The sequence below is a fragment of the Pantoea sp. XY16 genome, from assembly GCF_025153065.1.
GTDB lineage: Bacteria > Pseudomonadota > Gammaproteobacteria > Enterobacterales > Enterobacteriaceae > Pantoea > Pantoea alfalfae.
Genome location: NZ_JANZNP010000011.1, coordinates 65,895 through 87,754, shown reverse-complemented (window position 1 = coordinate 87,754; position 21,860 = coordinate 65,895). Strand labels below are relative to the sequence as shown.

The following is a 21,860-nucleotide window of genomic DNA, read 5'->3' as shown; positions in this document are numbered from 1 at the left end:
CGGATTGGGAAAACTGGATATGAATGCACCTTTCACTTACGCCTCACCAACGTTGACGGTTGATGCCTTAAAGCATTCGATTGCCTACAAACTGATGTTTACCATCGGCAAAGATCCCTCGATCGCCAACAAGCACGAGTGGCTCAATGCCTCGTTGCTGGCGGTGCGCGACCGGATGGTGGAGCGCTGGCTGCGTTCCAGCCGTGCCCAGCTCTCTCAGGATGTCCGCCAGGTCTATTACCTGTCGATGGAGTTCCTGATGGGTCGCACCTTAGGGAATGCCCTGCTGGCGATGGGGATCTATGACGATCTCAACCAGGCGCTGGATGAGATGGGTCTGGATCTGGCCGAGCTGATGGAAGAGGAGAACGATCCGGGGCTGGGCAACGGTGGTCTGGGTCGCCTGGCGGCCTGTTTCCTCGATTCACTGGCGACGCTGGGCATGCCGGGCCGCGGTTATGGCATCCGCTATGATTACGGCATGTTCAAACAGAACATTGTGGAAGGTGAGCAGAAAGAGTCGCCGGATTACTGGCTTGAGTATGGTAATCCATGGGAATTCCAGCGTTTCAATACCCGTTACAAAGTACGATTTGGCGGTCGCGTTCAGCACGAAGGCACCAAAGTGCGCTGGCTGGAGACTGAAGAGATTCTGGCGATGGCCTATGACCAGATCATTCCCGGCTTCGACACTGATGCCACAAACACCCTGCGGCTATGGGGCGCGCAGGCCAGCAACGAGATCAACCTCGGTAAGTTCAACCAGGGCGACTACTTCGCGGCAGTGGAAGACAAAAACCACTCAGAGAACGTGTCGCGCGTGCTTTATCCGGATGATTCGACCTACTCAGGCCGTGAGCTGCGTCTGCGTCAGGAGTATTTCCTTGTCTCCGCGACGGTGCAGGACATTCTGAACCGTCACTGGCGGATGCATCAGACCTGGGACAACCTGGCGGATAAAATCGCCATTCACCTGAATGATACCCATCCGGTGCTGGCGATTCCCGAACTGATGCGCCTGCTGATCGACGAACATAAATTCAGCTGGGACAGCGCTTTTGACGTCTGCTGTCAGGTCTTCTCGTATACCAACCATACGCTGATGACTGAAGCGCTCGAGACCTGGCCGGTCGATATGATCGGTAAGATCCTGCCGCGCCACCTCAGCATCATTTTCGAGATTAACGACTTCTTCCTTAAGACGATTCAGGATCACTATCCTGATGACCTGGATCTGCTGTCGCGCATTTCGATCATCGACGAGAACGATGGACGCCGGGTACGCATGGGCTGGCTGGCCGTCGTCGTCAGTCATAAAGTGAATGGCGTGTCAGAGCTGCACTCTAACCTGATGGTCCAGTCGCTGTTTGCCGACTTCTCCCGTCTGTTCCCGGGCCGCTTCTGCAATAAAACCAACGGCGTCACCCCTCGTCGCTGGCTGGCGCTGGCGAACCCGGCGCTATCAGAGGTACTGGATGAGGAGATTGGTCGCAACTGGCGTACCGATCTCAGCCAGCTGGATGAGCTGAAAGCACAGATCGACTATCCGGCGTTTATTGAAAAAGTCGCGGTTGCCAAGCATCAGAACAAGCGTCGGCTGGCAGACTGGGTGGCGAAGAATCTGGATGTGGTGCTCGACCCGAACGCGCTGTTTGATGTCCAGATCAAGCGTATTCACGAGTACAAACGTCAGTTGCTCAACGTGCTGCATGTGATCACCCGTTACAACCGCATCAAGGCCGATCCGCAGGCGGATTGGGTGCCGCGCGTGAATATCTTTGCCGGTAAAGCAGCGTCGGCCTATTACGTCGCCAAGCATATTATTCATCTGATTAACGATGTCGCGAATGTGATCAACAATGATCCACAGGTGAAGAACAAACTGAAGGTGGTCTTCATCCCGAACTACAGCGTGAGTCTGGCGCAGATCATTATCCCGGCGGCCGATCTCTCTGAGCAGATCTCGACCGCAGGGACGGAAGCGTCCGGCACCAGTAACATGAAGTTTGCGCTGAACGGCGCGCTGACAATCGGTACGCTGGATGGGGCCAATGTTGAGATGCTGGATCACGTCGGGGAAGAGAACATCTTTATCTTTGGTAATACCACGCCGCAGGTCGAAGCGCTGCGTAAGGGCGGCTATAACCCGCGTGACTATTACGAAGGGGATGAAGAGCTGCACCAGGTGCTGACTCAGATTGCCTCTGGCGTGTTTAGTCCGCAGGATCCGGGCCGTTACCGCAATCTGTTCGACTCTCTGGTTAACTTTGGCGATCACTACCAGTTACTGGCGGATTATCGCAGCTATGTGGATACCCAGGATAAGGTGGATGCGCTCTACCGTAAACCGGATGAGTGGCAGCGCCGCGCGGCGAAAAATATCGCGGGCATGGGCTACTTCTCGTCGGACCGTACCATCCAGGAGTACGCCGATGAGATCTGGAACATTACACCAATAAGGCTGTAGGGTCGGGCAGTATGCCTTTCTGACGTTCTTTGCGGCCGGGTAACCGGCCGCATTGTCATCTTTTCTCATGGCATTCCCGCCACCCCGTCGCTTTTTCAGAAGGTTCAGCATCTTATGACCTCGGTGCCTGTATCTGCCCACAGAGCGAACCAGATCATTACACTCCGGCTGAGAATCGCTACTATGCGGAAAAGCAAAACGATCCGACAGGCAACCGCAGCCCATGAGTGACAACATCAATCAGGAAATTACCTTCCGCAAGCTCAGCGTTTTTATGATGTTTATGAGCAAAGGGAATATCGCCCGCACAGCGGAAGCGCTGGCGCTGAGCAGTGTCAGCGTGCATCGCGCGCTGCACACGCTGGAAGAGGGCATTGACTGTCCGCTGTTTATTCACAAAGGCCGTAATCTGGTGCCGCTGCCTGCCGCCTGGACGCTGCTGGACTACTGTCGCGACGTGACTACCCTGATGGGTAAAGGTATTGAAGAGGCGCGCAAGGTGGCGGGTATCGGCGTGGGTCGTCTGCGGCTTGGCACACTCTACTCGCTAACGCTTGAAACCATTCCCCGGCTGATCATGGGCATGAAACTGCGTCGGCCCACGCTCGAGCTTGATCTGACCATGGGCTCCAATCAGATGCTCATGAATATGCTGGAAGATGACGTGCTGGATGCGATTCTGATCGCCACCGATGAGGGCGAACTCAGCGATGCGCATTTTGATGTGATTCCGCTGTTTGAAGACAGTATTTTTCTGGCTGCGCCAGCCGGGGAGACGCGGGAGGAAACCGGCCCGGTGGATCTGCGTGATTTTGCCGACCGGGATTTTGTTTCACTGGCTGAGGGATTTGCCACCTATACCGGTTCGCAGGAGGCGTTTCAGATAGCCGGATTTGAACCGCGCATAGTCACCCAGGTAAATGATATCTTCTCAATGATAAGCCTGGTGCAGGCGGGCATTGGCCTGGCGCTGATTCCGGGACGAATGAAGAAGGTGTATGAAAACAACATTCAGTTGCTGCCGCTCGCTGAGCCTTGTCAGATGCGTCAGCAGATCTCGATTGTCTACTCACATCGTCGCGAACGCGATAATGACCTGCTGGCCCTGGCGGCAGAAGGGCGGATGTACGCCCGCAGCCTTACTGACTGAGCCGTTTAGCCAGATGCAGCGCCACCCCGACGCTGTTGCGCTCCATGCAGATCGCTTCGCCCTGCCAGCCCGCCTGCAGTGTCAGGCCCGTCAGCACATTGCCCGGCGGCATCTCGATCGCCAGTCGGGCATCGCGCTGATTAGCGGCAACCATCGCATCATTCCACTGCACCGTGCGCGCCATATTAAAGGCGAGATCGTCAGCAATCTTCTCCGGTTCCCAAATCACCCGTCCGGTTGAGCCGCTGAGATAAGCGCAATCGGGCCGGGAGAGGGTGACGGATGCAAACGCGCGCGCCAGTTCGGCGGCGGGCTTGTCCAGCAGCGCGCAGTGCGACGGCACGCTCACCGCGAGTCTGATCGATTTGCTGGCACCGGCATCCAGCGCTTTCTGCGCCACGACAGCCATATCCTCATCACGACCGGCAATCACAATCTGCGTTTCCGCATTCAGGTTGGCGATGTAGGTATTGCTGCCAGCCAGCAGCTTCTCCAGACGATTCAGCGTTAAACCGGTGATGGCGGTCAGGCCATATCCGTGCGGGTAAGCCTGCTCCATCAGATCGCCGCGCAGTGCAACCAGCCGCAGGGCGTCGCTGAAATCGAGCGCACCGGCGATCACCGCAGCGGGAAATGCACCAATCGACAGACCACTGACGATGTCCGGTTTCACTCCACGGCGGATCAGCTCGCGCGCCCAGGCGACTCCGGCAATCAGCAGACAGAGCTGCACGGCGCGGGTGTGGCGCAGCGCATCAGTGCTGTCGAGCCGGTCGGTCTCGTCGCCCAGTACCGCGCGCACGCTGTTTAATACCGCGTCGCCGTCGGGCAGATGCTGCAGCATCCCGGCTCGTTGGGTGCCCTGGCCGGGAAAGGTAAAGAGTATTTTCATGAATTCTCCCTGCTCCAGGGTGAAGCGGTCAGTATCGGTCCGGTATCGGTTTTTAACAGCACGCGACCCTCACGCAGCCACTCGTTCAGCGCAAACGCGCCAGACGGCGTTTCCACCTGGGTATCCACCCGGCAGTCCAGCGAGTCGGTCAGCGTCTGCCACTGTTGCAGCGCATCGCGCGGCAGCGGCTGCGGGGCGCGGATCACTAAATCAAGATCGCTGGCAGCATGCAGCGTGGGCCGTTGCGTCGCCAGCGCATAACCGGTGCTGCCGGTTATGCCCCAATGCCAGGGCCAGAGAGACTCGCTGAGCGTAATCGCCGCGCGAACCGGCGCATAAGCGGTAAAGGGTGAATCCAGCAGCCATGCCCGTTCTGCCACTCTCTCTGGCGTCACCATCCGGACAATATCGGCTGGATTAATCCAGCCGGCGGCGCGCTGCTCACGTCGCTCACCGCGCACACCCACCGGAATCAGACCGGATTCACGGTGATCGCGCCGTACCACCACCGGCAGATCGGGATGCCAGAATGTGCTGACCCAGTTCTCTTTAATCGCAGCTAACGCGTCGCTGTGACGCAGCCAGAGCAGATCGTGGGGGCGCGGCGCACTCATATTACATTCCTGATGTCAGCGTGATGAACAGCGGTAACGATAAAATACACAGAATCGAGCTCAACAGTAGCACGGCTTCAGCATCGGGCGACTGCACGCCAAAGCGGTTGCCGAATACCACGCCGAAGAAACCGGCTGACAGCGCAATCATCAGGATAGCGGTAATGGCCACTGAACCGTTAAGCCCCAGCGCCAGTACCAGACCCCAGGCGATAAAGGGCTGAATCAGCAGTTTAGTCACCGTGCCGACGCCCACCACCGCGTTAAGTTTCAGTTTGCGTGCCGACAGGATGACACCGGTCAGGAAGAGTGCAGCGGCGGTGGCAGCAAGACCCAGCGGTTTGATGGCGGCCAGCACCAGATCAGGCATTTTAACGCCCAGCGCTGATAACACCACGCCAATCAACGGTCCCAGTACGATCGGTTTTTTCACTGAACGCCACATCAGAATCGGCAGCATGGTCAGGGTTGAACCGTGTTCGGTGCCGTCGGCAAACGCTTTTTCACGTTCCAGAATCAGCAGGCAAAGCGGTGTAAGCAGCACTGAACCACAGGCGATGGAGACCGCTACCGAGAGCGAAGTGGCACCATTTTCACCCAGCACGCTGGCCAGAATGGGCAGGCCCAGCGCGGCGTAATTTGGCAGCGCCACCGTCAGTGTTAACACAGCCGCATCCTGCGGTGACTTTTTGAAAACTTTTGTAGCCGCGAAATAGACAGCTCCATAAGTAATCCACATTGCGCCGGTAATAACCACAATCAGCGGCCATTGCGCCACGATGCCCGGCCAGGGCGTTTGTACCGTTGCGCTGAACAGCGCGGCGGGCAGTGCAAAATCCATGACGAAAATATTCAGCAGAGAGACGTCTTTGTTGTTGACCATTCCGGCCTTACCGGCCCAGAAACCCAGCAGCATAATGACAAAGATCGGAGCAAGGGCATGAACAATTATATAAATCATAAATCACCTGTATTTAAGAAGAATTCTTTAAAAAACAGCGATGTTTATAATTCTGAACACGGCCACTGCTCCGGGGCGCAGTTAGCGATGCGCCCCGTCAGACCGGTTTCGGCAGGTTTATTTTTTATATGATTACCAGGTCGCGCGCATCCGTTCGCGAACCAGGGAGGAGCTGTGACGATTGGATGCACCCAGGCGGCTTTTCAGGCTCGGATCCTGACGAGCGTCGCTAATCGCCTTGTGCAGCGCAATCTCGACCATCGCCACATCAGCGTCAGACGGCGCATCAGGATTGCCCACATTCAGCAGATCGGAGAGCAGGCCCAGCGTGGCGAAGTTATTCACGTCGTAAGCCATCGGTGGAATGGTCGCAGCCAGTTTTTCCAGCGCTTCCACGGAGCGCAGCGTAATACGCGCCGCCGATGCTTTGCCCATGGCATGCACCAGCACACCCTGATCGTTAAGCGCAATCAGTCGGTTAGCCTGATAGCCGTGTGCCAGGAACGCACCGGACATCGCTTTGCCAACAATCAGGCCAATCACCGGATGACCGTCAAGGCGTGCGTTGGCATAAGCCCCCGCCGCACCGGCCAGCGCCTGATGAATACCAAATGCCTCTTCGCGGCGGCCATAGGCCTGACTCGGCACATCAATCACCGCCACAATCGGGCGTTTCACGGCACTGTTTTTGTCTGCTTCGCGCGTTTCATTCACCACTTTCGCCAGCGTCCAGCCCTCCAGCAGACCGACTTCACCCTGCGCGGCGCGCGGATAGTGGTTTTGGGGATCGGGCACAACGGCGATAAAGCGTACGTTTTCGCCATTGAGCTGGCCGTCAGCCACCTGAACAGAGGCACACAGGCCGCTAAGACGCTGTGCATTGGGTGCGAGTTTTTCCAGCCAGGTTGCACCGCGGCTGCTTGTCTGAGTCATTATTTCTCCTCCCGGGCGAAAAGCTGTTTAATCTGCGCGGTGTCCGCCTGCTGGCGGGTATCAAACTGCGACAGACGTGACAGGAAATCGGCATAGTTATCACTGCGGTTCTGGGCCGGAACGCCTTTGGCAATAAAGTCATTCATGGCGGTTTTCACCGCGTTGATGCCGTCACTCACCAGCGCATCGACCAGGCCGCTGGCGTAGCGGATTTCGCCGCCGGTCATGCTCCAGATAAACGGGCGATCGCGTGAGTCATACTCTTCAATGCCTGCTTCCTGCTCAATCACCTGCGGACCGTTCAGCCCCAGACGGGCTTCGCGCGTGACAATCAGGTAGCTGCACAGCGCGGCAGCAATAGACATCCCGCCGAAGCAGCCAACGGTGCCGCTGACGATGCCGATAACCGGGGTGTAGCGACGCAGATCGACAATCGCTGCGTGAATATCCGCAATCGCCGCCAGGCCAAGATTTGCTTCCTGTAAACGCACGCCACCGGTTTCCAGGCAGAGCACCGCCTGAGTCGGAATGCCGTTGCGGTTGTCTTCTGCCGCCAGCTCCAGCGCTGCCGCCATTTTCGCCCCGGAAACTTCGCCCATGCTGCCGCCCTGGAAGGTGCCTTCAATGGCGACAACCACTGCAGGCTGACCATTCAGGGTACCGCGCGCCACTACCATGCCGTCATCTGACTGAGGCACCACGCCCTGCGGGGCCAGCCATGGCGACATAATGCCTTCAAACGGATCAAGCAGTTCGCGGTAGCTGCCTGCATCCAGCAGCGCATGGGCGCGTTCACGAGCCCGTAATTCAATAAAACTGGCATCGTTACGCATGGCTCACCTCTTCAAAAACCTGTTCAATACGGATACGCGCTACGCCGGGTGTCGCGCCGAAATCGTGAATAATCAGCTCTCCGGCGGGCAGGCCGTTTATTAAGTTCAGGCGATCAAACAGCGCCTTCCAGCGCGCGTCGCTGTTATCCAGTGAGGTGGTGATATCGATGTTCAGTGTCTGGCCTTCAGTTGCGGTGTACAGCACTTCCATATCACCGGAACCAACGACCCCGGCCAGCGCTCTGCCATTGAGCAGGCGGTTAGCAGGTAAAGATAATGTGATGTGTTCCATAATGGCCTCTAAAAATAAGAAAGTTCAGGCGAGCAGACCCGATCAATAAACAGCGTCGTGGCCAGCAAATCGGCGGCCCCGCCAGGCGAAGCATTGAGCGCCAGCATGCGCTGGTCGAGCTGCGACAGCGCCACCTGACCTGCGGCTGTGCGGCAGCCTCCCGCCAGCAGTACGGCGCGTGCGCCCTGCTGCATGGCGTTCAGTCCGGTCATACCCGCACGAGACAGCACGCAGGTATCGCTGAGCGAGGTCATGATCGCCATCAGCGCATCCAGGCGGGCTTCGCTCTCACTGGCACCCACCGCCCGGCTGGACAGCAGCTGCGGCAGCGCCAGCTTCATCACATGAGGAAACGCCTGTTGCGCCTCTTCGCGTGCGCCGGGCACCTGATAGCGGTGCGTCGCTTTCAAACCTTTGCTGAACAGCTTTGGTGCTGCCCGGTCGGGCAGGCTGGCCAGTGCAGCGGCGGTGCGGGTCAGCTGGTCGGCACTGGCAGCGCCGCCGTGCATGGCCGCGGCACTCACCAGCAATCCCAGCGCCCAGATTGCGCCACGATGGGTGTTAACGCCGCCGGTTGCCGCCATCATCTGCTGCTCACCGTCACGGCCCAGGCGGCCTACCGTTTCGCGCAGGGCGATATCAGCAGGACGCAGCCAGCTGTGACGGGCCAGCGCCAGAAAGGCTGGCATCAGGCTGTGAGCGGAACGCTCCATCAGCGCCAGCGTCAGATCCTGATGCGCGCCGTTTCCCCGACTGTCGACCAGACCCGGCTTAGGGCTCAGACGTGCTTCATCGATCAGACAATCGCGCGCCATCGTTGCCAGCTGGCTGGACTGCGCCTCGGCTTGAGTCTGTGACAGGAGTTTCATTTACCAGCTCCGGAATTTAGCAGGTGGGTTGTACAGGCCATCTGACCATTCAACCAGGTCAGCGACGCTGCCCGCTGCCAGCAGTGAACGCGTGGCGTCAGAGCGGCGGATACCCATATCTTCCGGGTAGACCACTTTGCCGCTTTTACGCAGGGCTGCGACGCGTGCCGCATCCACACCCAGACCGATGTCGGTAATGCCCGCAACAGCAGCAACCATAGCGCGACGCTCTTCAAGACTTTCTGCGCGATAGAGATAGGCGATACCTTCCTCGGTCAGCACATGGGTCACGTCATCGCCGTAAATCATGACCGGTGCCAGCGGCATGCCGGAGGTTTTGGCGACCTCAACCGCATCAAGGGTTTCAACGAAGGTCGGTTTCGCGCCTGCCTGGAAGGTCTCGACCATCTGCACCACCAGTTTTTTACCGCGCTGCATCGGGTCTGGCTCAGTGATCATGTTCAGCCAGGCAGGCGTGGCGTGACGACGGCCATGGGGATCGTGGCCCATGTTCGGTGCACCGCCGAAGCCGGAAAGACGACCACGCGTCACGGTAGAGGAGTTTGCCAGCCCATCAACCTGCAGGGTGGCACCGATAAACATATCGACCGCGTACTGGCCGGCCAGCTGACAGAAGGCGCGGTTAGAGCGCATTGAGCCGTCGCTGCCGGTAAAGAAGATGTCGGGACGGGCGCGGATATACTCTTCCATTCCCAGCTCACCGCCGAAGCAGTGCACACTCTCGACCCAGCCGCTCTCAATCGCCGGGATCAGCGTTGGATGCGGGTTCAGCGTCCAGTGTTTACAGATTTTACCTTTCAGACCGAGCTGCTCGCCGTAGGTTGGCAGCAGCAGTTCAATGGCGGCAGTGTTAAAACCGATACCGTGGTTCAGCGACTGCACCTGGTGTTCGGCGTAGATGCCTTTAATCGCCATCATCGCCATCAGGATATGTTCCTGTTTAATCAGGCGTGGATCGCGGGTAAACAGCGGTTCGATGAAGAACGGTTTGTCTGCGACGACGACGTAGTCAATCCAGGAGCCGGGGATATCGACGCGCGGCAGGTCGGTTTCGTCATCGACCAGTTCATTGACCTGGGCTATCACAATACCGTCACGAAACGCGGCGGCTTCCACCAGTGCCGGGGTATCTTCGGTGCTCGGGCCGGTATAGAGGTTGCCTTTGCGGTCGGCTTTGTATCCGGCAATCAACGCCACATTTGGGCTAAGATCAACATAGAGGCGGGAATAGAGTTCGATATAGGTATGGATAGCGCCGATTTCCAACTGGCCATCCTGTAACAGCTGAGACATGCGCAGACTTTGCGGACCGGAAAAAGAGAAGTCGAGTTTGCGGGCTATGCCTTTTTCAAAAATATCGAGATGCTCACTGCGGCCGACGCTCGGCATAATCATATGCAGGTCGTGAATCTTTGCCGGATTCACCGCTGCCAGCGTGCGGGATAAGAAGTCAGCCTGTTTCTGGTTATTCCCTTCAAGCACCACGCGGTCGCCTGGTGCAATGAGTGTTTCCAGGGCTTCTGTAGCTCTTTCTGAAGGAATGACTTTGCCATCAAGGGGAAAGGAAGCCATACGACGCGCTTTTTCACTGCGGCGTGTGTTCCACTCCCGGGCAGGCGTTTGGCCTGTGTTCATTTCAACCTCCTGATTAGAATCGCTGTTGCTTCGTTTATGCTGAAGAAAGTCTGAGCTTTCTTAATGCATCGTTCAATTAAGCAAAAAAGCTGAACGTTAGATTTAAGGTAACGATAGAGAAAGGGAGTAAGAGATAAGCGAAGGGATGAGTTTAGGCTGCGATACATGAAGTAAAAGTTACAGCAGTGAATATTGCTGGTCGTAACTGATTATCAAAAAAAGTGTGATCCAGAGTTAATTTTCATCTAGCGTTTACTCTGGACGTGAGTATTGAAATAGATCCGAATAGTTGTCCGATGAACCGCCATAAAAAAAGCAGGCCGAAGCCTGCTTTCTGTATTTTAACTCTCTGCTCAGGAGGCCAGTGACAGGACGGGTTTCGCTTTCGCTGCCAGCCACTCGGCAACGCGAGCCTGCTGCTCTTTGGTCAGCCACATACCCTGTTTGGTACGACGCCAGATAGCATCATCCAGTTCACGCACCCACTCATGCTGTACCAGGTAACGCAGTTCCGCTTCGTAGAATTCGTGTCCGAAGTTCTCACCCAGGTCATCCAGACTTTTCGCGCCAGCAAGCAGGGTTTCCGTGCTGCTGCCGTAAGTGCGCGAAAAGTGGCGCGCCATATTTTCGCTGATGAATGGATAACGACGACGCAGACTGGCTGCATAATCTTCACGGGTGCCGGAGATATTGCCACCCGGCAATACGCAGTTTTTGGTCCAGGCCGGACCCGCGTTCGGGTAGTACTTCACCAGTTTTTCCAGCGCATGTTCCGCCAGCTTACGATAGGTGGTCAGCTTGCCGCCAAATACGGAAAGCAGCGGTGCCTGACCATTATCGTCGCGCACGTCCAGCGTGTAATCACGGGTGATCGCCTGCGGTGAATCGGATTCATCATCACACAACGGACGGACACCGGAATAGGACCAGACGATATCGTCAGCGGTCAGCTGCTTTTTAAAGTGTCCGTTGAACACTTTCAGCAGATAGGCTGTCTCGTTGTCGTCGATATTGACGTTTTTCGGATCGCCTTTGTACTCCACATCGGTGGTACCGATGATTGAGAACTCATCCATCCACGGGATGACAAACACAATACGGTTATCTTCGTTCTGCAGAATATAAGCCTGCTTCTCGGTATGAACGCGCGGCACCACAATGTGGCTGCCTTTGATCAGACGAATACCGTAAGGCGATTTCAGCTTCAGGCTGTCATCAAACAGCTGCTTAACCCATGGGCCAGCGGCGTTGACCAGGCCTTTCGCCTGCCAGGTGAAGGTTTTGCCGCTGTCGACATCTTCCGCTTCAACTTTCCACAGGCCGCCTTCGCGCCAGGCTCGGGTCACGCGGGTGCGGGTACGGACTTCACCACCACGCTTCACCACTTCCTGCGCGTTCAGTACCACCATGCGGGCATCATCGACCCAGCAGTCAGAATATTCGAATCCGCGCGTAATTTCCGGCTTCAGGGCCGAATCCGCGCCAAACCGCAGACTTTTACTGCCTGGCAGACTCGTACGCTTACCGAGATGGTCATACATGAACAGACCAGTGCGGATCATCCACGCCGGGCGCAGGTGCGGACGGTGCGGCAGACGGAAGCGCATCGGGAACGCCAGATGCGGCGCCATTTTCAGCAGGACTTCACGCTCGGCCAGTGCTTCACTGACCAGACGGAATTCGTAATGTTCAAGGTAGCGCAAGCCGCCGTGAATCAGTTTTGAACTGGCAGAGGAGGTCGCGCAAGCCAGATCCCGCGCCTCCAGCATTAACACCGACAGTCCGCGTCCTGCAGCGTCTGCTGCAATGCCGGCACCGTTGATGCCGCCGCCGATCACGATCAGGTCTTTGGTTTCCACGTCATCTCCTCCGATGTTCGGAATAGTTCATTAATGTTCGTTTTCGAGCATAATCATAATCGCAAACCAACATTGACGCCAGCTTTTAACCGGGTAAAAACATTTTTGCGTGATATAGCTAACATTCTGCCCACCAAAAAAACAGATAGCCGTAACGATTGTCAGGTTATCGGCGTGGATTCTCGGGTTACACTACGCACCATTACGACGCTGTTATGAGAGATCCCATGGAAATGTTCGAATGTATTGACGTGAAGCAGGCGCAGGCGCATCTGGCTGAGGGTGCACTGCTGGTGGATATCCGCGATCCGCAAAGTTATGCCCTGGGTCATGCGACAGGCGCGCTGCATCTGACCAACACCAACCTCAGCGCCTTTATCAGTGGCGCAGACCACAGCCTGCCGGTGCTGGTGATGTGCTATCACGGCAACAGCAGCAAAAGCGCGGCGCAATATCTGCTGGGACAGGGTTTCAGCGCGGCCTACAGCATTGATGGCGGCTTTGATGCCTGGCGTGCCGCCTTCCCTCAGCAGGTTGCCCCCGGCAGCGAATAAGTTGCTGCCCGTCACATGGAGAGTTACTGATGCGCATTACCCAGTTTAATCAGCCGCGCATGGCGCAGGCGTTTGTGGACTACATGGCGACGCAGGGCATCACGCTGCGCATCGAGCATGAAAATCACTACGTCATCATGCTGGATGACGAGAGCAAGATCTCAGTGGTCGAAAACGAGCTTCAGCAGTTTTTGCACGATCCTAACCATCCGCGCTATCAGGCCGCCAGCTGGCATAGCGGCAAGACCGACAGCGGTCTGCGCTATGAGCGCAGCAACATCTGGGCGAACATCCGCGAGCGGGCCGGTCCGCTGACCCTGTCCCTGATGGTGCTCTGTATCGCCGTGTTTATTCTGATGCAGGTGATGGGCGATCAGGCCGTAATGGCGTGGCTCTCCTGGCCGGATGCCGACCAGCATCTGCAGGTCTGGCGCTGGTTCAGCCATGCGCTGCTGCACTTTTCACTGCTGCACATCCTGTTTAATCTGATGTGGTGGTGGTATCTCGGCGGCGCGGTCGAAAAGCGTCTTGGCAGCGGCAAACTGTTCGTGATTATGCTGATTTCGGCGCTGCTCAGCGGCTGGCTGCAGGCGAAGTTCAGTGGCATCTGGTTTGGCGGCCTGTCGGGCGTGGTGTATGCGCTGATGGGTTACTGCTGGCTGCGCGGCGAGCGCGATCCAGACAGCGGCGTCTATCTTGAAAGGGGATTGATCGGTTTTGCGCTGGTCTGGCTGGTGATTGGCTGGTTCGGCGTCTTTGGTCTGGCGATTGCTAACGCGGCGCACGTCGCCGGTCTGGTCGTCGGGCTGGCAATGGCGCTGGTGGATACGCGTAACGTCACGCGTCGTTAGACAGGATATAAGCGGGTTAACAGGAGAGGAACGTGAAGCAGACGCAACGTCATGATGCGATTATCGATTTAGTCCGTCGTCAGGGATATGTCAGTACTGAGGAGCTGGTGGATCACTTTGAGGTCAGCCCGCAAACCATTCGTCGCGATCTCAACGATCTGGCCGATCAGAATAAAATTCAGCGTCACCACGGCGGCGCGGCGCTTCCTTCCAGCTCTGAGAATACCGCCTGGCACGATCGTAAAATGATGTGGTCAGCGGAGAAAGCGCGGATTGCGCAGCGTGTTGCCAGTCAGATCCCGGATGGGGCCACGCTGTTTATCGACATCGGCACCACGCCGGAAGCGGTGGCGCATGCACTGCTCAACCATAGCGACTTACGCGTGGTGACCAACAACCTCAACGTCGCGATGCTGTTGATGGGCAAGCCCGATTTCCGGGTAATTATCGCAGGCGGTGAAGTACGGACCCGCGATGGCGCGGTGATGGGGGAAGCGACGCTCGACTTCATTTCCCAGTTCCGGCTCGATTACGGCATCCTGGGGATCAGCGGCATCGATATGGATGGATCGCTGCTGGAGTTCGACTATCACGAAGTCCGCACCAAGCGCGCCATCATTGAAAATTCACGCTGTGTGATGCTGGTGGTGGATCACTCGAAGTTTGGCCGTAACGCCATGGTTAACCTTGGCAACATGAGTCTGCTGGACTATCTCTACACCGACAAAATGCCGCCCGCCAGCGTCATGAAAGTGATTGAGCAGCATGAGGTTCACCTCGAACTCTGCTGATTCCTGTCACGCCAGCCGCCCGGCTGGCGTTTTTCTTTGATTGCTGTCGCTTTTTTCCTCACTCCCGTCTTTACTTAACGATTGCTGGTACCCGGTTGCCAGCCCGTGCGCTTTCTATTTTTGCTTCACCTCATTGCGTAACAGAAGGGAGTGCTATGCCGCAGCAGAAATTTAATAAAGCCCGTTTTAACGCCGCATTGACCCGCCAGTGGCAGCAGTTAAGTCTCCTCTCCGCACAACAGATGACCCCGCATCAGGCGTGGCAGGCAGTGAGTGCGGTGCTGGCAGAACTGCTGGCCGCGCAACCGGCACCGCGTCCGGCGGTGCAGCAGCGCCATGTTAATTATCTGTCGATGGAGTTTCTGATTGGTCGTCTGACCGGCAACAATCTGCTGAATCTCGGCTGGTATGACGAGGTTAAGGCGGCGCTGGCTGAGCAGCAGCTCGATTTAACCGAACTGCTGGAGCAGGAGGTCGATCCGGCGCTCGGTAACGGCGGGCTGGGACGACTGGCCGCCTGCTACATGGATTCAATGGCAACGGTAGGGCAGTCTGCCACCGGTCACGGGCTTAATTACCAGTACGGCCTGTTCCGCCAGTCTTTTGACGAGGGTAAGCAGATTGAAACGCCCGATGACTGGCAGCGCGAGCGCTATCCGTGGTTCCGTCACAACGCGGCGCTGGATGTTGATGTCGCGATGGGCGGCCGGGTTGAAAAGCTGGAAAACGGTGGTGTACGCTGGCATCCCGATTTTACGCTGCGCGGCGAGGCCTGGGATTTGCCGGTTACCGGCTATCGCAACGGCGTGACGCTGCCGCTGCGCCTGTGGCAGGCCGTAAGCGCGCATCCGTTTGATCTCAGCTCCTTTAACGACGGCCACTTCCTGCAGGCAGAGCAGCCCGGCATCGAAGCGGCAAAGCTCACCAAGGTTCTTTATCCCAATGACAACCATCAGGCTGGCAAGCGGCTGCGCCTGATGCAGCAATATTTCCAGTGCGCCTGTGCGGTGGCGGATATCCTGCGGCGTCACCATCTGGCGGGGCGCAGCATTCACAGCCTGCCAGACTTCGAAGTGATCCAGCTCAACGATACCCATCCGACCATCGCTATACCGGAGATGCTGCGCGTGCTGCTGGATGAGCATCAGCTGAGCTGGGATGAAGCATGGCAGATCACCAGCCGGTTGTTTGCCTACACCAACCACACGCTGATGCCAGAGGCGCTGGAGCGCTGGGATGAGAAGCTGATGCGCAGTCTGCTGCCGCGCCACATGCTGATTATCAAAGAGATTAATCAGCGACTGAAGAAGCAGGTGAAGCAGCGCTGGCCGGATGACAAAGCGATGTGGCACAAGCTGGCGGTGGTGGCTGACGGTCAGGTGCGAATGGCCAATCTCTGCGTCGTCAGCGGCTTTGCGGTCAACGGCGTGGCAGCGCTGCACTCCCGTCTGGTGGTCAGCGATCTCTTTCCGGAGTATCACCAGCTCTGGCCGCAAAAATTCCATAACGTCACCAACGGCATTACGCCGCGCCGCTGGCTGAAGCAGTGTAACCCGGCGCTGGCCGGGCTGATTGATGAGACGCTGAAAACCGAGTGGGCCAGTAACCTTGATGCATTGATCGGTCTGGAGGCTTATGCCGACGATCAGGCGTTTCGTCAGCGCTATCGCAGCATCAAACAGCAGAACAAAGCGCAGCTTACAGAGTATATCGCGCGGCATACCGGCATCATCGTGAATCCGGCTGCGCTGTTCGATGTGCAGATCAAGCGACTGCATGAGTACAAGCGGCAGCATCTCAGCCTGCTGCATATCCTCTACTGCTATCAGACGCTCTGTAACAACCCGGAAGATGTCACCTTTACGCCACGGGTATTCCTGTTCGGGGCTAAGGCCGCGCCGGGTTACTACCTCGCCAAAAATATCATCTACGCCATTAACAAAGTGGCGGAGGTGGTGAACAACGATCCGCGGGTTGGCGACAGACTCAAAGTGGTGTTTATCCCCGACTACCGTATCACCGTGGCCGAGCAGATGATCCCGGCAGCCGATCTCTCTGAGCAGATCTCCACCGCCGGTTATGAAGCCTCCGGCACCGGCAACATGAAGCTGGCGCTGAACGGTGCGCTGACGATTGGCACGCTCGACGGTGCCAACGTCGAAATTGCCGAACAGGTGGGCGAGGAAAACATCTTTATCTTCGGCCACACCGTGGATGAGGTGAAGGCGCTCAAGGCGAAAGGCTACAACCCGAAAAAAGTGCGTAAGCAGAACAAGCCGCTGGACGATTTACTGAAATCGCTGGAGAAGGGCAAATTCAGCGACGGGGATAAGCACGCCTTTGACCTGACGCTGGAAAGCCTGACCAAACATGGCGATCCCTGGCTGGTGCTGGCCGATTTCCAGGCCTATATCGAGGCGCAGCAACGGGTGGAAGCGCTATGGCGTGACCCCGAAGGCTGGACCCGCGCCGCCATCCTCAATACGGCACGAACCGGCATGTTCAGTTCGGACCGTTCCATTCGTGACTATCAGCAACGTATCTGGCAGGCACCGCGCTAAGGAGCAGCAATGAAGCAAAATTCACTCGATCAGGCCGCCCGTGCCGCAGGCATTTCACTGGATTACATCGACGTCAACGGCAGGAAAGAGGCCGTCAGCGATGAGACCAAACGCGCGCTGCTGGCGGTGATGGCAGAACCGCAGAAGGCCAGTAAATCCCCGCTGCCGCCGGTCGCGGTGTTCAGCGGCAGCAGTAAGCGACAGCTGACGCCTCAGGGCAGTGGCACTTACAGCTGGCAATTGCAGACTGAAAAGGGCAAACAGCAAAGCGGTGAGTTAACCGCCGGGGAGCCTTTTACGCTGCCGGGACCGCTGACCCAGGGTTATCACCAGCTGACGCTCAACAAAGGGAAGAAAAGCTGGCAGACGCAGATTATTGTCGCGCCGCGGCGCTGCTATCTGCCTCCGGCGCTGGAGGCCGGGGAAAAACGCTGGGGTGCACTGGTTCAGCTTTATACCGTGCGCTCTGAACAGAACTGGGGCATCGGCGACTTCGGCGATCTCTATCAATTGCTGGTCCAGCTGGCTGAGCGCGGCGGCGATTTCGTGGGGCTGAATCCGCTGCATGCGCTCTATCCTGCCAGCGCCGGTTTTGCCAGCCCGTATAGTCCGTCATCGCGCCGCTGGCTGAACGTGATCTATATCGACGTCAGTCAGGTGGACGATTTTCAGCAAAGCGCGGCAGCGCAGAAATGGTGGAAAAGCGCGAAAACACAGAAGGCGCTGACCAAAGCGCGTGAGGCGGAGCAGGTCGACTACGACGCCGTGATGGCGCTGAAGCTGGCGGCGTTGCGCCATGCCTGGACACACTTTCAGGCGCGTGACAGTCAGAGCGAAGAGCCTCTCTCCTTTGCAGCCTTTGTGCGTGAAGGCGGTGACAGCCTGCGTTATCAGGCTGCCTACGATGGCATACAGCTGGAGCGGCAGGCAGACAAGTCACAGCAGGGCGGCTGGCCTGCCTGGCCAGAGGCGTGGCGCAACAGTCAGTCGCCGGAAGTGCAGCAGTGGTGTGAACAGCATGAAGAGGAGATCGCCTTCTGGCAGTGGCTGCAATGGCTGGCGCAGCAGCAGTTCTCAGGCTGCTGGGCGCACAGTCAGGCGCTGGGCATGAGCGTCGGTCTCTACCGTGACCTGGCGGTGGGCGTGGCGGAAGGCAGTGCGGAGACCTGGCACGACCCGGAGCTTTATCGCCTCAAGGCCTCGGTGGGCGCACCGCCTGATCGTCTGGGGCCGCTGGGACAAAACTGGGGCTTACCGCCGATGGATCCGCATGTGATGCAGGCGCGCGCCTATCAGCCGTTTATCGACATGCTGCGTGCCAACATGCGTGACTGCGGCGCGCTGCGTATCGACCATGTCATGTCGCTGCTGCGTCTGTGGTGGGTGCCAGCCGGAGAGACGGCGGATAAAGGTGCTTATGTGGCCTATCCGGTCAACGATCTGCTGGCTATCCTGGCGCTGGAGAGCCACCGGCTGCGCTGTATGGTGATTGGTGAAGACCTTGGCACCGTGCCTCAGGAGATCGTCAGCCTGCTGCGCAAAAGCGGCGTCTTTTCATGGAAGGTGCTGTGGTTTGAGCAGGAGAAAGATCAGCGCTATCGCGCGCCGCAGGACTATCCACGTCAGTCTATCGCCAGCGCCAGTACCCATGACCTGCCGACGCTGACCGGCTTCTGGGAGCAGGGCGATCTGGAACTGGGCGAGAAGCTGGGTCTTTATCCGGGCGATGCGGTGAAAGCGTTACATGCGCAGCGTGCCGCGCAGAAGCAGGCGCTGCTGGATGCGCTGCATCTGGCGGGTGCCTTACCGGCACGCACCCAGAAGAAGGCGGAGAAGCTCACTATGACGCCTGCGCTGAACCGGGCGATCCATCGTTTCCTGGCGGATACCGACAGTGCGCTGCTGGGCCTTCAGCCCGAAGACTGGCTTGGCATGACCACGCCGGTTAACGTGCCGGGCACGGTGGATCAGTACCCTAACTGGCGACGCAAGCTGAGCAAAACGCTGGAGGCGATCTTTGCGGACAAGGAAGTGAATGCACTGCTGAAGGTGGTCAGCCAGCAGCGTCAGTCAGGACAGAAAGGGCAATAACAGAAGCGCAGCAGCCAGGCTGCCGTTTCTGACTGATGATAAAACGTGATCAGAAGAAATCCGGCAGCAACGGCTCAATTCAACACGCAGGGAACATTGTCAGAGGAGTAAAGCGTCCCGCGTCAGGGACAAAAACGCCGGGCGTTTTTGAACAACGCAACGCGCGTTGGCCCGGCAACGGGCGCACCTCAGGGATGAGGTGCGTAATCGCGCGGGCCGGGCATGCCAGGGATGGCGGCATTTGCGTCTTTACGATCTGACCGTGTTCCCTGAGCAGGCTCAATCTCACAGCGGAGAGAGCAGAATATTTCTGCTATCCGTCGCTTTATCATCAGTAGAACGAGTGTTCGCCGCGCTGATGCTCGGTAATATCGCGCACGCCTTTCAGTTCCGGGAAGGCAGCCAGCAGCTCTTTCTCAATACCATCTTTCAGGGTCACGTCGATCATTGAACAGCCGTTACAGCCGCCGCCAAACTGCAGAATGGCGTAGCCCTCATCGGTGATCTCCATCAGCGACACGCGACCCCCGTGGCCAGCCAGCTGTGGGTTGATCTGCGCCTGAAGCAGATACTCAACGCGCTCAACCATTGGCGCATCATCAGAGACTTTGCGCATCTTGGCATTCGGTGCTTTCAGCGTCAGCTGGGAACCCAGATTGTCGGTAACGAAATCGATTTCTGCATCTTCCAGATACGGCTTGCTCAGCTCATCAACGTAGGCAGAGAGCTTTTCAAACTTCAGTTCGGTGTCGGTGGCTTCAACCGCATCGGGCGGACAGTAAGAGACGCCGCATTCTGCTGTTGGCGTACCCGGGTTAATCACGAATACGCGAATCTGGGTGCCATCTTCTTGTTTGGATAGCAGTTTAGAAAAATGTTCCTGGGCAGAGTCAGTAATTCGGATCATGTCGATTGCTCAATAGTTGACTAATTTAGTTGGTTATAATACGCCCATCAAAGACGCTCTACAAGGTACGGCACAGGCACCAGACCTGCACGCTGGCCGCACCCTGTGCCAGTAACAGACGACTGATTTCATCTACGGTACTGCCGGTCGTAATGACGTCATCAAGCAGCGCGATATGGCGTCCCTGCACCGCCATTTCAAGGCGAAAGGCACCGCGTAAGTTGGTGCGTCGCTGCCGGGCGCTGAGCTGATGCTGTAGGGCGCCCCTTCGCCTGCGGGAAACACCTTCACGCCATTCACATCCCAGCCAGTGCGCCAGCGGAGCGGCCAGCAGTACCGTCTGATTGAAGCCGCGCTGCCAGCGTCGTCGCCGGTGCAGCGGAACCGGCAGCAGCAGATCGGGACGCGGCACCGTGCCACGCCGGTAAACATTCAGCCAGCTTAGCAAAAGCAGCCGCGCCAGCATCACCCTGAGTGCGGTTATGTGAGAAAACTTCAGCTGATTAACCCACTGGCTGAACGGCGGACAGTAGTCATTGACGCAGACCAGCGCCTGCCAGGCGGGCGGTTTAAGCTGGCAACGGCCACAGGCGACCTTTGCTGAGCCAGCCGGCAATCCGCAGCGCGGACAGAGCAATGGCAACGGCGGTAATCCGCGCAGGCATAAACTGCAGATGCCGTGCCGGGCTATCCGTAACGGCATCCGGCATAGCCAACACAGGGCGGGCATTGCTAGCATAGCGACCTCCTTATCAATTTCGGGATAGTAACTGATGATGTCGCTCTACTGGCACACCTGCGGGGAAGGAAAACGCGATCTTGTGCTGCTGCACGGATGGGGACTGAACGCCGAAGTCTGGCAAAGCATTATTCCGCGACTCAGCCCGCACTATCGCCTGCATCTGGTCGATCTGCCGGGTTATGGCCGCAGCCAGCATTTCGGTGCGCTGACGCTGGCGCAGATGGCAGAAGAGTTACTGCCTTTGCTGCCACCGCAGGCGATTGTGGTGGGCTGGTCGCTGGGCGGACTGGTGGCGACGCAGCTTGCGCTGAGCGCGCCAGAAAAACTGGCTGCACTGATCACCGTTGCCTCGTCGCCCTGTTTCACCGCCACAGAGAGCTGGCCCGGCATTAAACCGGAGACGCTGCAGAACTTTCAGCAGATGCTCAGCAATGATTTCCAGCGCACGGTGGAGCGCTTTCTGGCGCTGCAGACGCTGGGTACCGAAACGGCTCGCGCCGATGCGCGGCAGTTGAAAGAGGTGGTGCTGTCGCAGCCGATGCCGGAGGTGGCGGTGCTGGATGGCGGGCTGGAGATTTTGCGCCAGGTCGATCTGCGCGACGCGTTACCGCAGATTACGCTGCCGTTCCTGCGACTCTACGGGGCGCTGGATGGACTGGTGCCGCGCCGGATAGCCGCTGAGATAGATGAAATGTTGCCAGCATCGCCTTCAGTGGTTATCGAAAAAGCCGCACATGCGCCTTTTATTTCCCATCCTGAGCGCTTTTGCCAGCATATTGTTAATTTTATCAGTAATCTGCCGTGATAATGACGCTTTGAACTGGCAAAATCGCAGAC

The 21,860-nt window shown here is 57.6% G+C and carries 19 protein-coding genes; 8 read left to right on the top strand and 11 right to left on the bottom strand.

What is annotated here, in order from left to right:
• Nucleotides 1-19 precede the first annotated feature (19 nt).
• Nucleotides 20-2,467, top strand: coding sequence for a glycogen phosphorylase (glgP, locus tag N1689_RS15935; RefSeq protein ID WP_135907558.1), 2,448 nt, complete (start codon nt 20-22; stop codon nt 2,465-2,467).
• Between the two features lie 223 nt (nt 2,468-2,690).
• Nucleotides 2,691-3,617, top strand: a complete 927-nt coding sequence (locus N1689_RS15930) for a LysR family transcriptional regulator (RefSeq protein ID WP_253420292.1) — start codon at nt 2,691-2,693, stop codon at nt 3,615-3,617.
• On the opposite strand, the gene mdcH is transcribed toward N1689_RS15930, so the two are convergent.
• From mdcH to glpD, 9 genes are all read right to left on the bottom strand, one after another.
• Nucleotides 3,607-4,509, bottom strand: coding sequence for a malonate decarboxylase subunit epsilon (gene mdcH, locus N1689_RS15925; protein WP_260059412.1), 903 nt, complete (start codon nt 4,507-4,509; stop codon nt 3,607-3,609). The genes N1689_RS15930 and mdcH overlap by 11 nt on opposite strands.
• On the bottom strand, nt 4,506-5,123 hold the full coding sequence (locus N1689_RS15920; protein ID WP_161733717.1) for a malonate decarboxylase holo-ACP synthase: 618 nt from the start codon (nt 5,121-5,123) through the stop codon (nt 4,506-4,508). The genes mdcH and N1689_RS15920 overlap by 4 nt, the downstream gene beginning before the upstream one ends.
• Before the next feature lies 1 nt (nt 5,124).
• The gene (locus tag N1689_RS15915; protein WP_161733715.1) at nt 5,125-6,084 is read right to left on the bottom strand and encodes an AEC family transporter; all 960 of its coding nucleotides are present in this window, start codon (nt 6,082-6,084) and stop codon (nt 5,125-5,127) included.
• Between the two features lie 132 nt (nt 6,085-6,216).
• The gene (mdcE, locus tag N1689_RS15910) at nt 6,217-7,017 is read right to left on the bottom strand and encodes a biotin-independent malonate decarboxylase subunit gamma (protein ID WP_150011130.1); all 801 of its coding nucleotides are present in this window, start codon (nt 7,015-7,017) and stop codon (nt 6,217-6,219) included.
• Nucleotides 7,017-7,850, bottom strand: coding sequence for a biotin-independent malonate decarboxylase subunit beta (locus tag N1689_RS15905; RefSeq protein ID WP_135907562.1), 834 nt, complete (start codon nt 7,848-7,850; stop codon nt 7,017-7,019). Before N1689_RS15905 ends, mdcE begins: the two co-directional genes overlap by 1 nt.
• The gene (gene mdcC, locus N1689_RS15900; protein WP_033734248.1) at nt 7,843-8,142 is read right to left on the bottom strand and encodes a malonate decarboxylase acyl carrier protein; all 300 of its coding nucleotides are present in this window, start codon (nt 8,140-8,142) and stop codon (nt 7,843-7,845) included. The genes N1689_RS15905 and mdcC overlap by 8 nt, the downstream gene beginning before the upstream one ends.
• Before the next feature lie 8 nt (nt 8,143-8,150).
• The gene (locus N1689_RS15895) at nt 8,151-9,011 is read right to left on the bottom strand and encodes a triphosphoribosyl-dephospho-CoA synthase (RefSeq protein WP_161733713.1); all 861 of its coding nucleotides are present in this window, start codon (nt 9,009-9,011) and stop codon (nt 8,151-8,153) included.
• Nucleotides 9,012-10,667, bottom strand: coding sequence for a malonate decarboxylase subunit alpha (mdcA, locus tag N1689_RS15890; protein ID WP_161733711.1), 1,656 nt, complete (start codon nt 10,665-10,667; stop codon nt 9,012-9,014). It abuts the gene before it with no gap.
• A 353-nt stretch (nt 10,668-11,020) separates the two neighbouring features.
• Nucleotides 11,021-12,526 carry a glycerol-3-phosphate dehydrogenase gene (gene glpD / locus N1689_RS15885; protein ID WP_161733709.1) on the bottom strand — a complete coding sequence of 502 codons (1,506 nt, stop codon included), beginning with the start codon at nt 12,524-12,526 and terminating at the stop codon, nt 11,021-11,023.
• Between the two features lie 227 nt (nt 12,527-12,753).
• On the opposite strand from glpD, the gene glpE reads away from it, so the two are divergent.
• The 5 genes from glpE to malQ all read left to right on the top strand — a co-directional run bounded on the left by glpE (nt 12,754) and on the right by malQ (nt 19,374).
• Nucleotides 12,754-13,080: a thiosulfate sulfurtransferase GlpE gene (glpE, locus tag N1689_RS15880; RefSeq protein WP_260059411.1), complete on the top strand. Its 327-nt coding sequence runs from the start codon at nt 12,754-12,756 to the stop codon at nt 13,078-13,080.
• A gap of 29 nt (nt 13,081-13,109) precedes the next feature.
• The gene (gene glpG / locus N1689_RS15875) at nt 13,110-13,931 is read left to right on the top strand and encodes a rhomboid family intramembrane serine protease GlpG (protein WP_161733705.1); all 822 of its coding nucleotides are present in this window, start codon (nt 13,110-13,112) and stop codon (nt 13,929-13,931) included.
• Between the two features lie 32 nt (nt 13,932-13,963).
• A complete protein-coding gene (locus N1689_RS15870; RefSeq protein ID WP_013359303.1) occupies nt 13,964-14,722 on the top strand; it encodes a DeoR/GlpR family transcriptional regulator in 759 nt (252 codons plus the stop codon).
• A 155-nt stretch (nt 14,723-14,877) separates the two neighbouring features.
• Nucleotides 14,878-17,283, top strand: coding sequence for a maltodextrin phosphorylase (gene malP / locus N1689_RS15865; protein WP_260059410.1), 2,406 nt, complete (start codon nt 14,878-14,880; stop codon nt 17,281-17,283).
• A 9-nt stretch (nt 17,284-17,292) separates the two neighbouring features.
• Nucleotides 17,293-19,374, top strand: a complete 2,082-nt coding sequence (malQ, locus tag N1689_RS15860; RefSeq protein WP_260059409.1) for a 4-alpha-glucanotransferase — start codon at nt 17,293-17,295, stop codon at nt 19,372-19,374.
• Between the two features lie 331 nt (nt 19,375-19,705).
• Here malQ and nfuA read toward each other — a convergent pair whose 3' ends face one another.
• Both nfuA and gntX read right to left on the bottom strand, forming a co-directional pair.
• Nucleotides 19,706-20,281, bottom strand: a complete 576-nt coding sequence (gene nfuA, locus N1689_RS15855) for a Fe-S biogenesis protein NfuA (protein ID WP_010253194.1) — start codon at nt 20,279-20,281, stop codon at nt 19,706-19,708.
• A 58-nt stretch (nt 20,282-20,339) separates the two neighbouring features.
• Entirely contained in the window at nt 20,340-21,020 is a 681-nt protein-coding gene (gene gntX, locus N1689_RS15850; RefSeq protein WP_033784173.1) for a DNA utilization protein GntX, read from the bottom strand.
• 34 nt (nt 21,021-21,054) lie between these two features.
• On the opposite strand from gntX, the gene bioH reads away from it, so the two are divergent.
• Complete coding sequence (gene bioH / locus N1689_RS15845; protein ID WP_161733696.1) at nt 21,055-21,828, top strand: pimeloyl-ACP methyl ester esterase BioH; 774 nt, start codon at nt 21,055-21,057, stop codon at nt 21,826-21,828.
• The last annotated feature ends 32 nt before the right edge of the window (nt 21,829-21,860 follow it).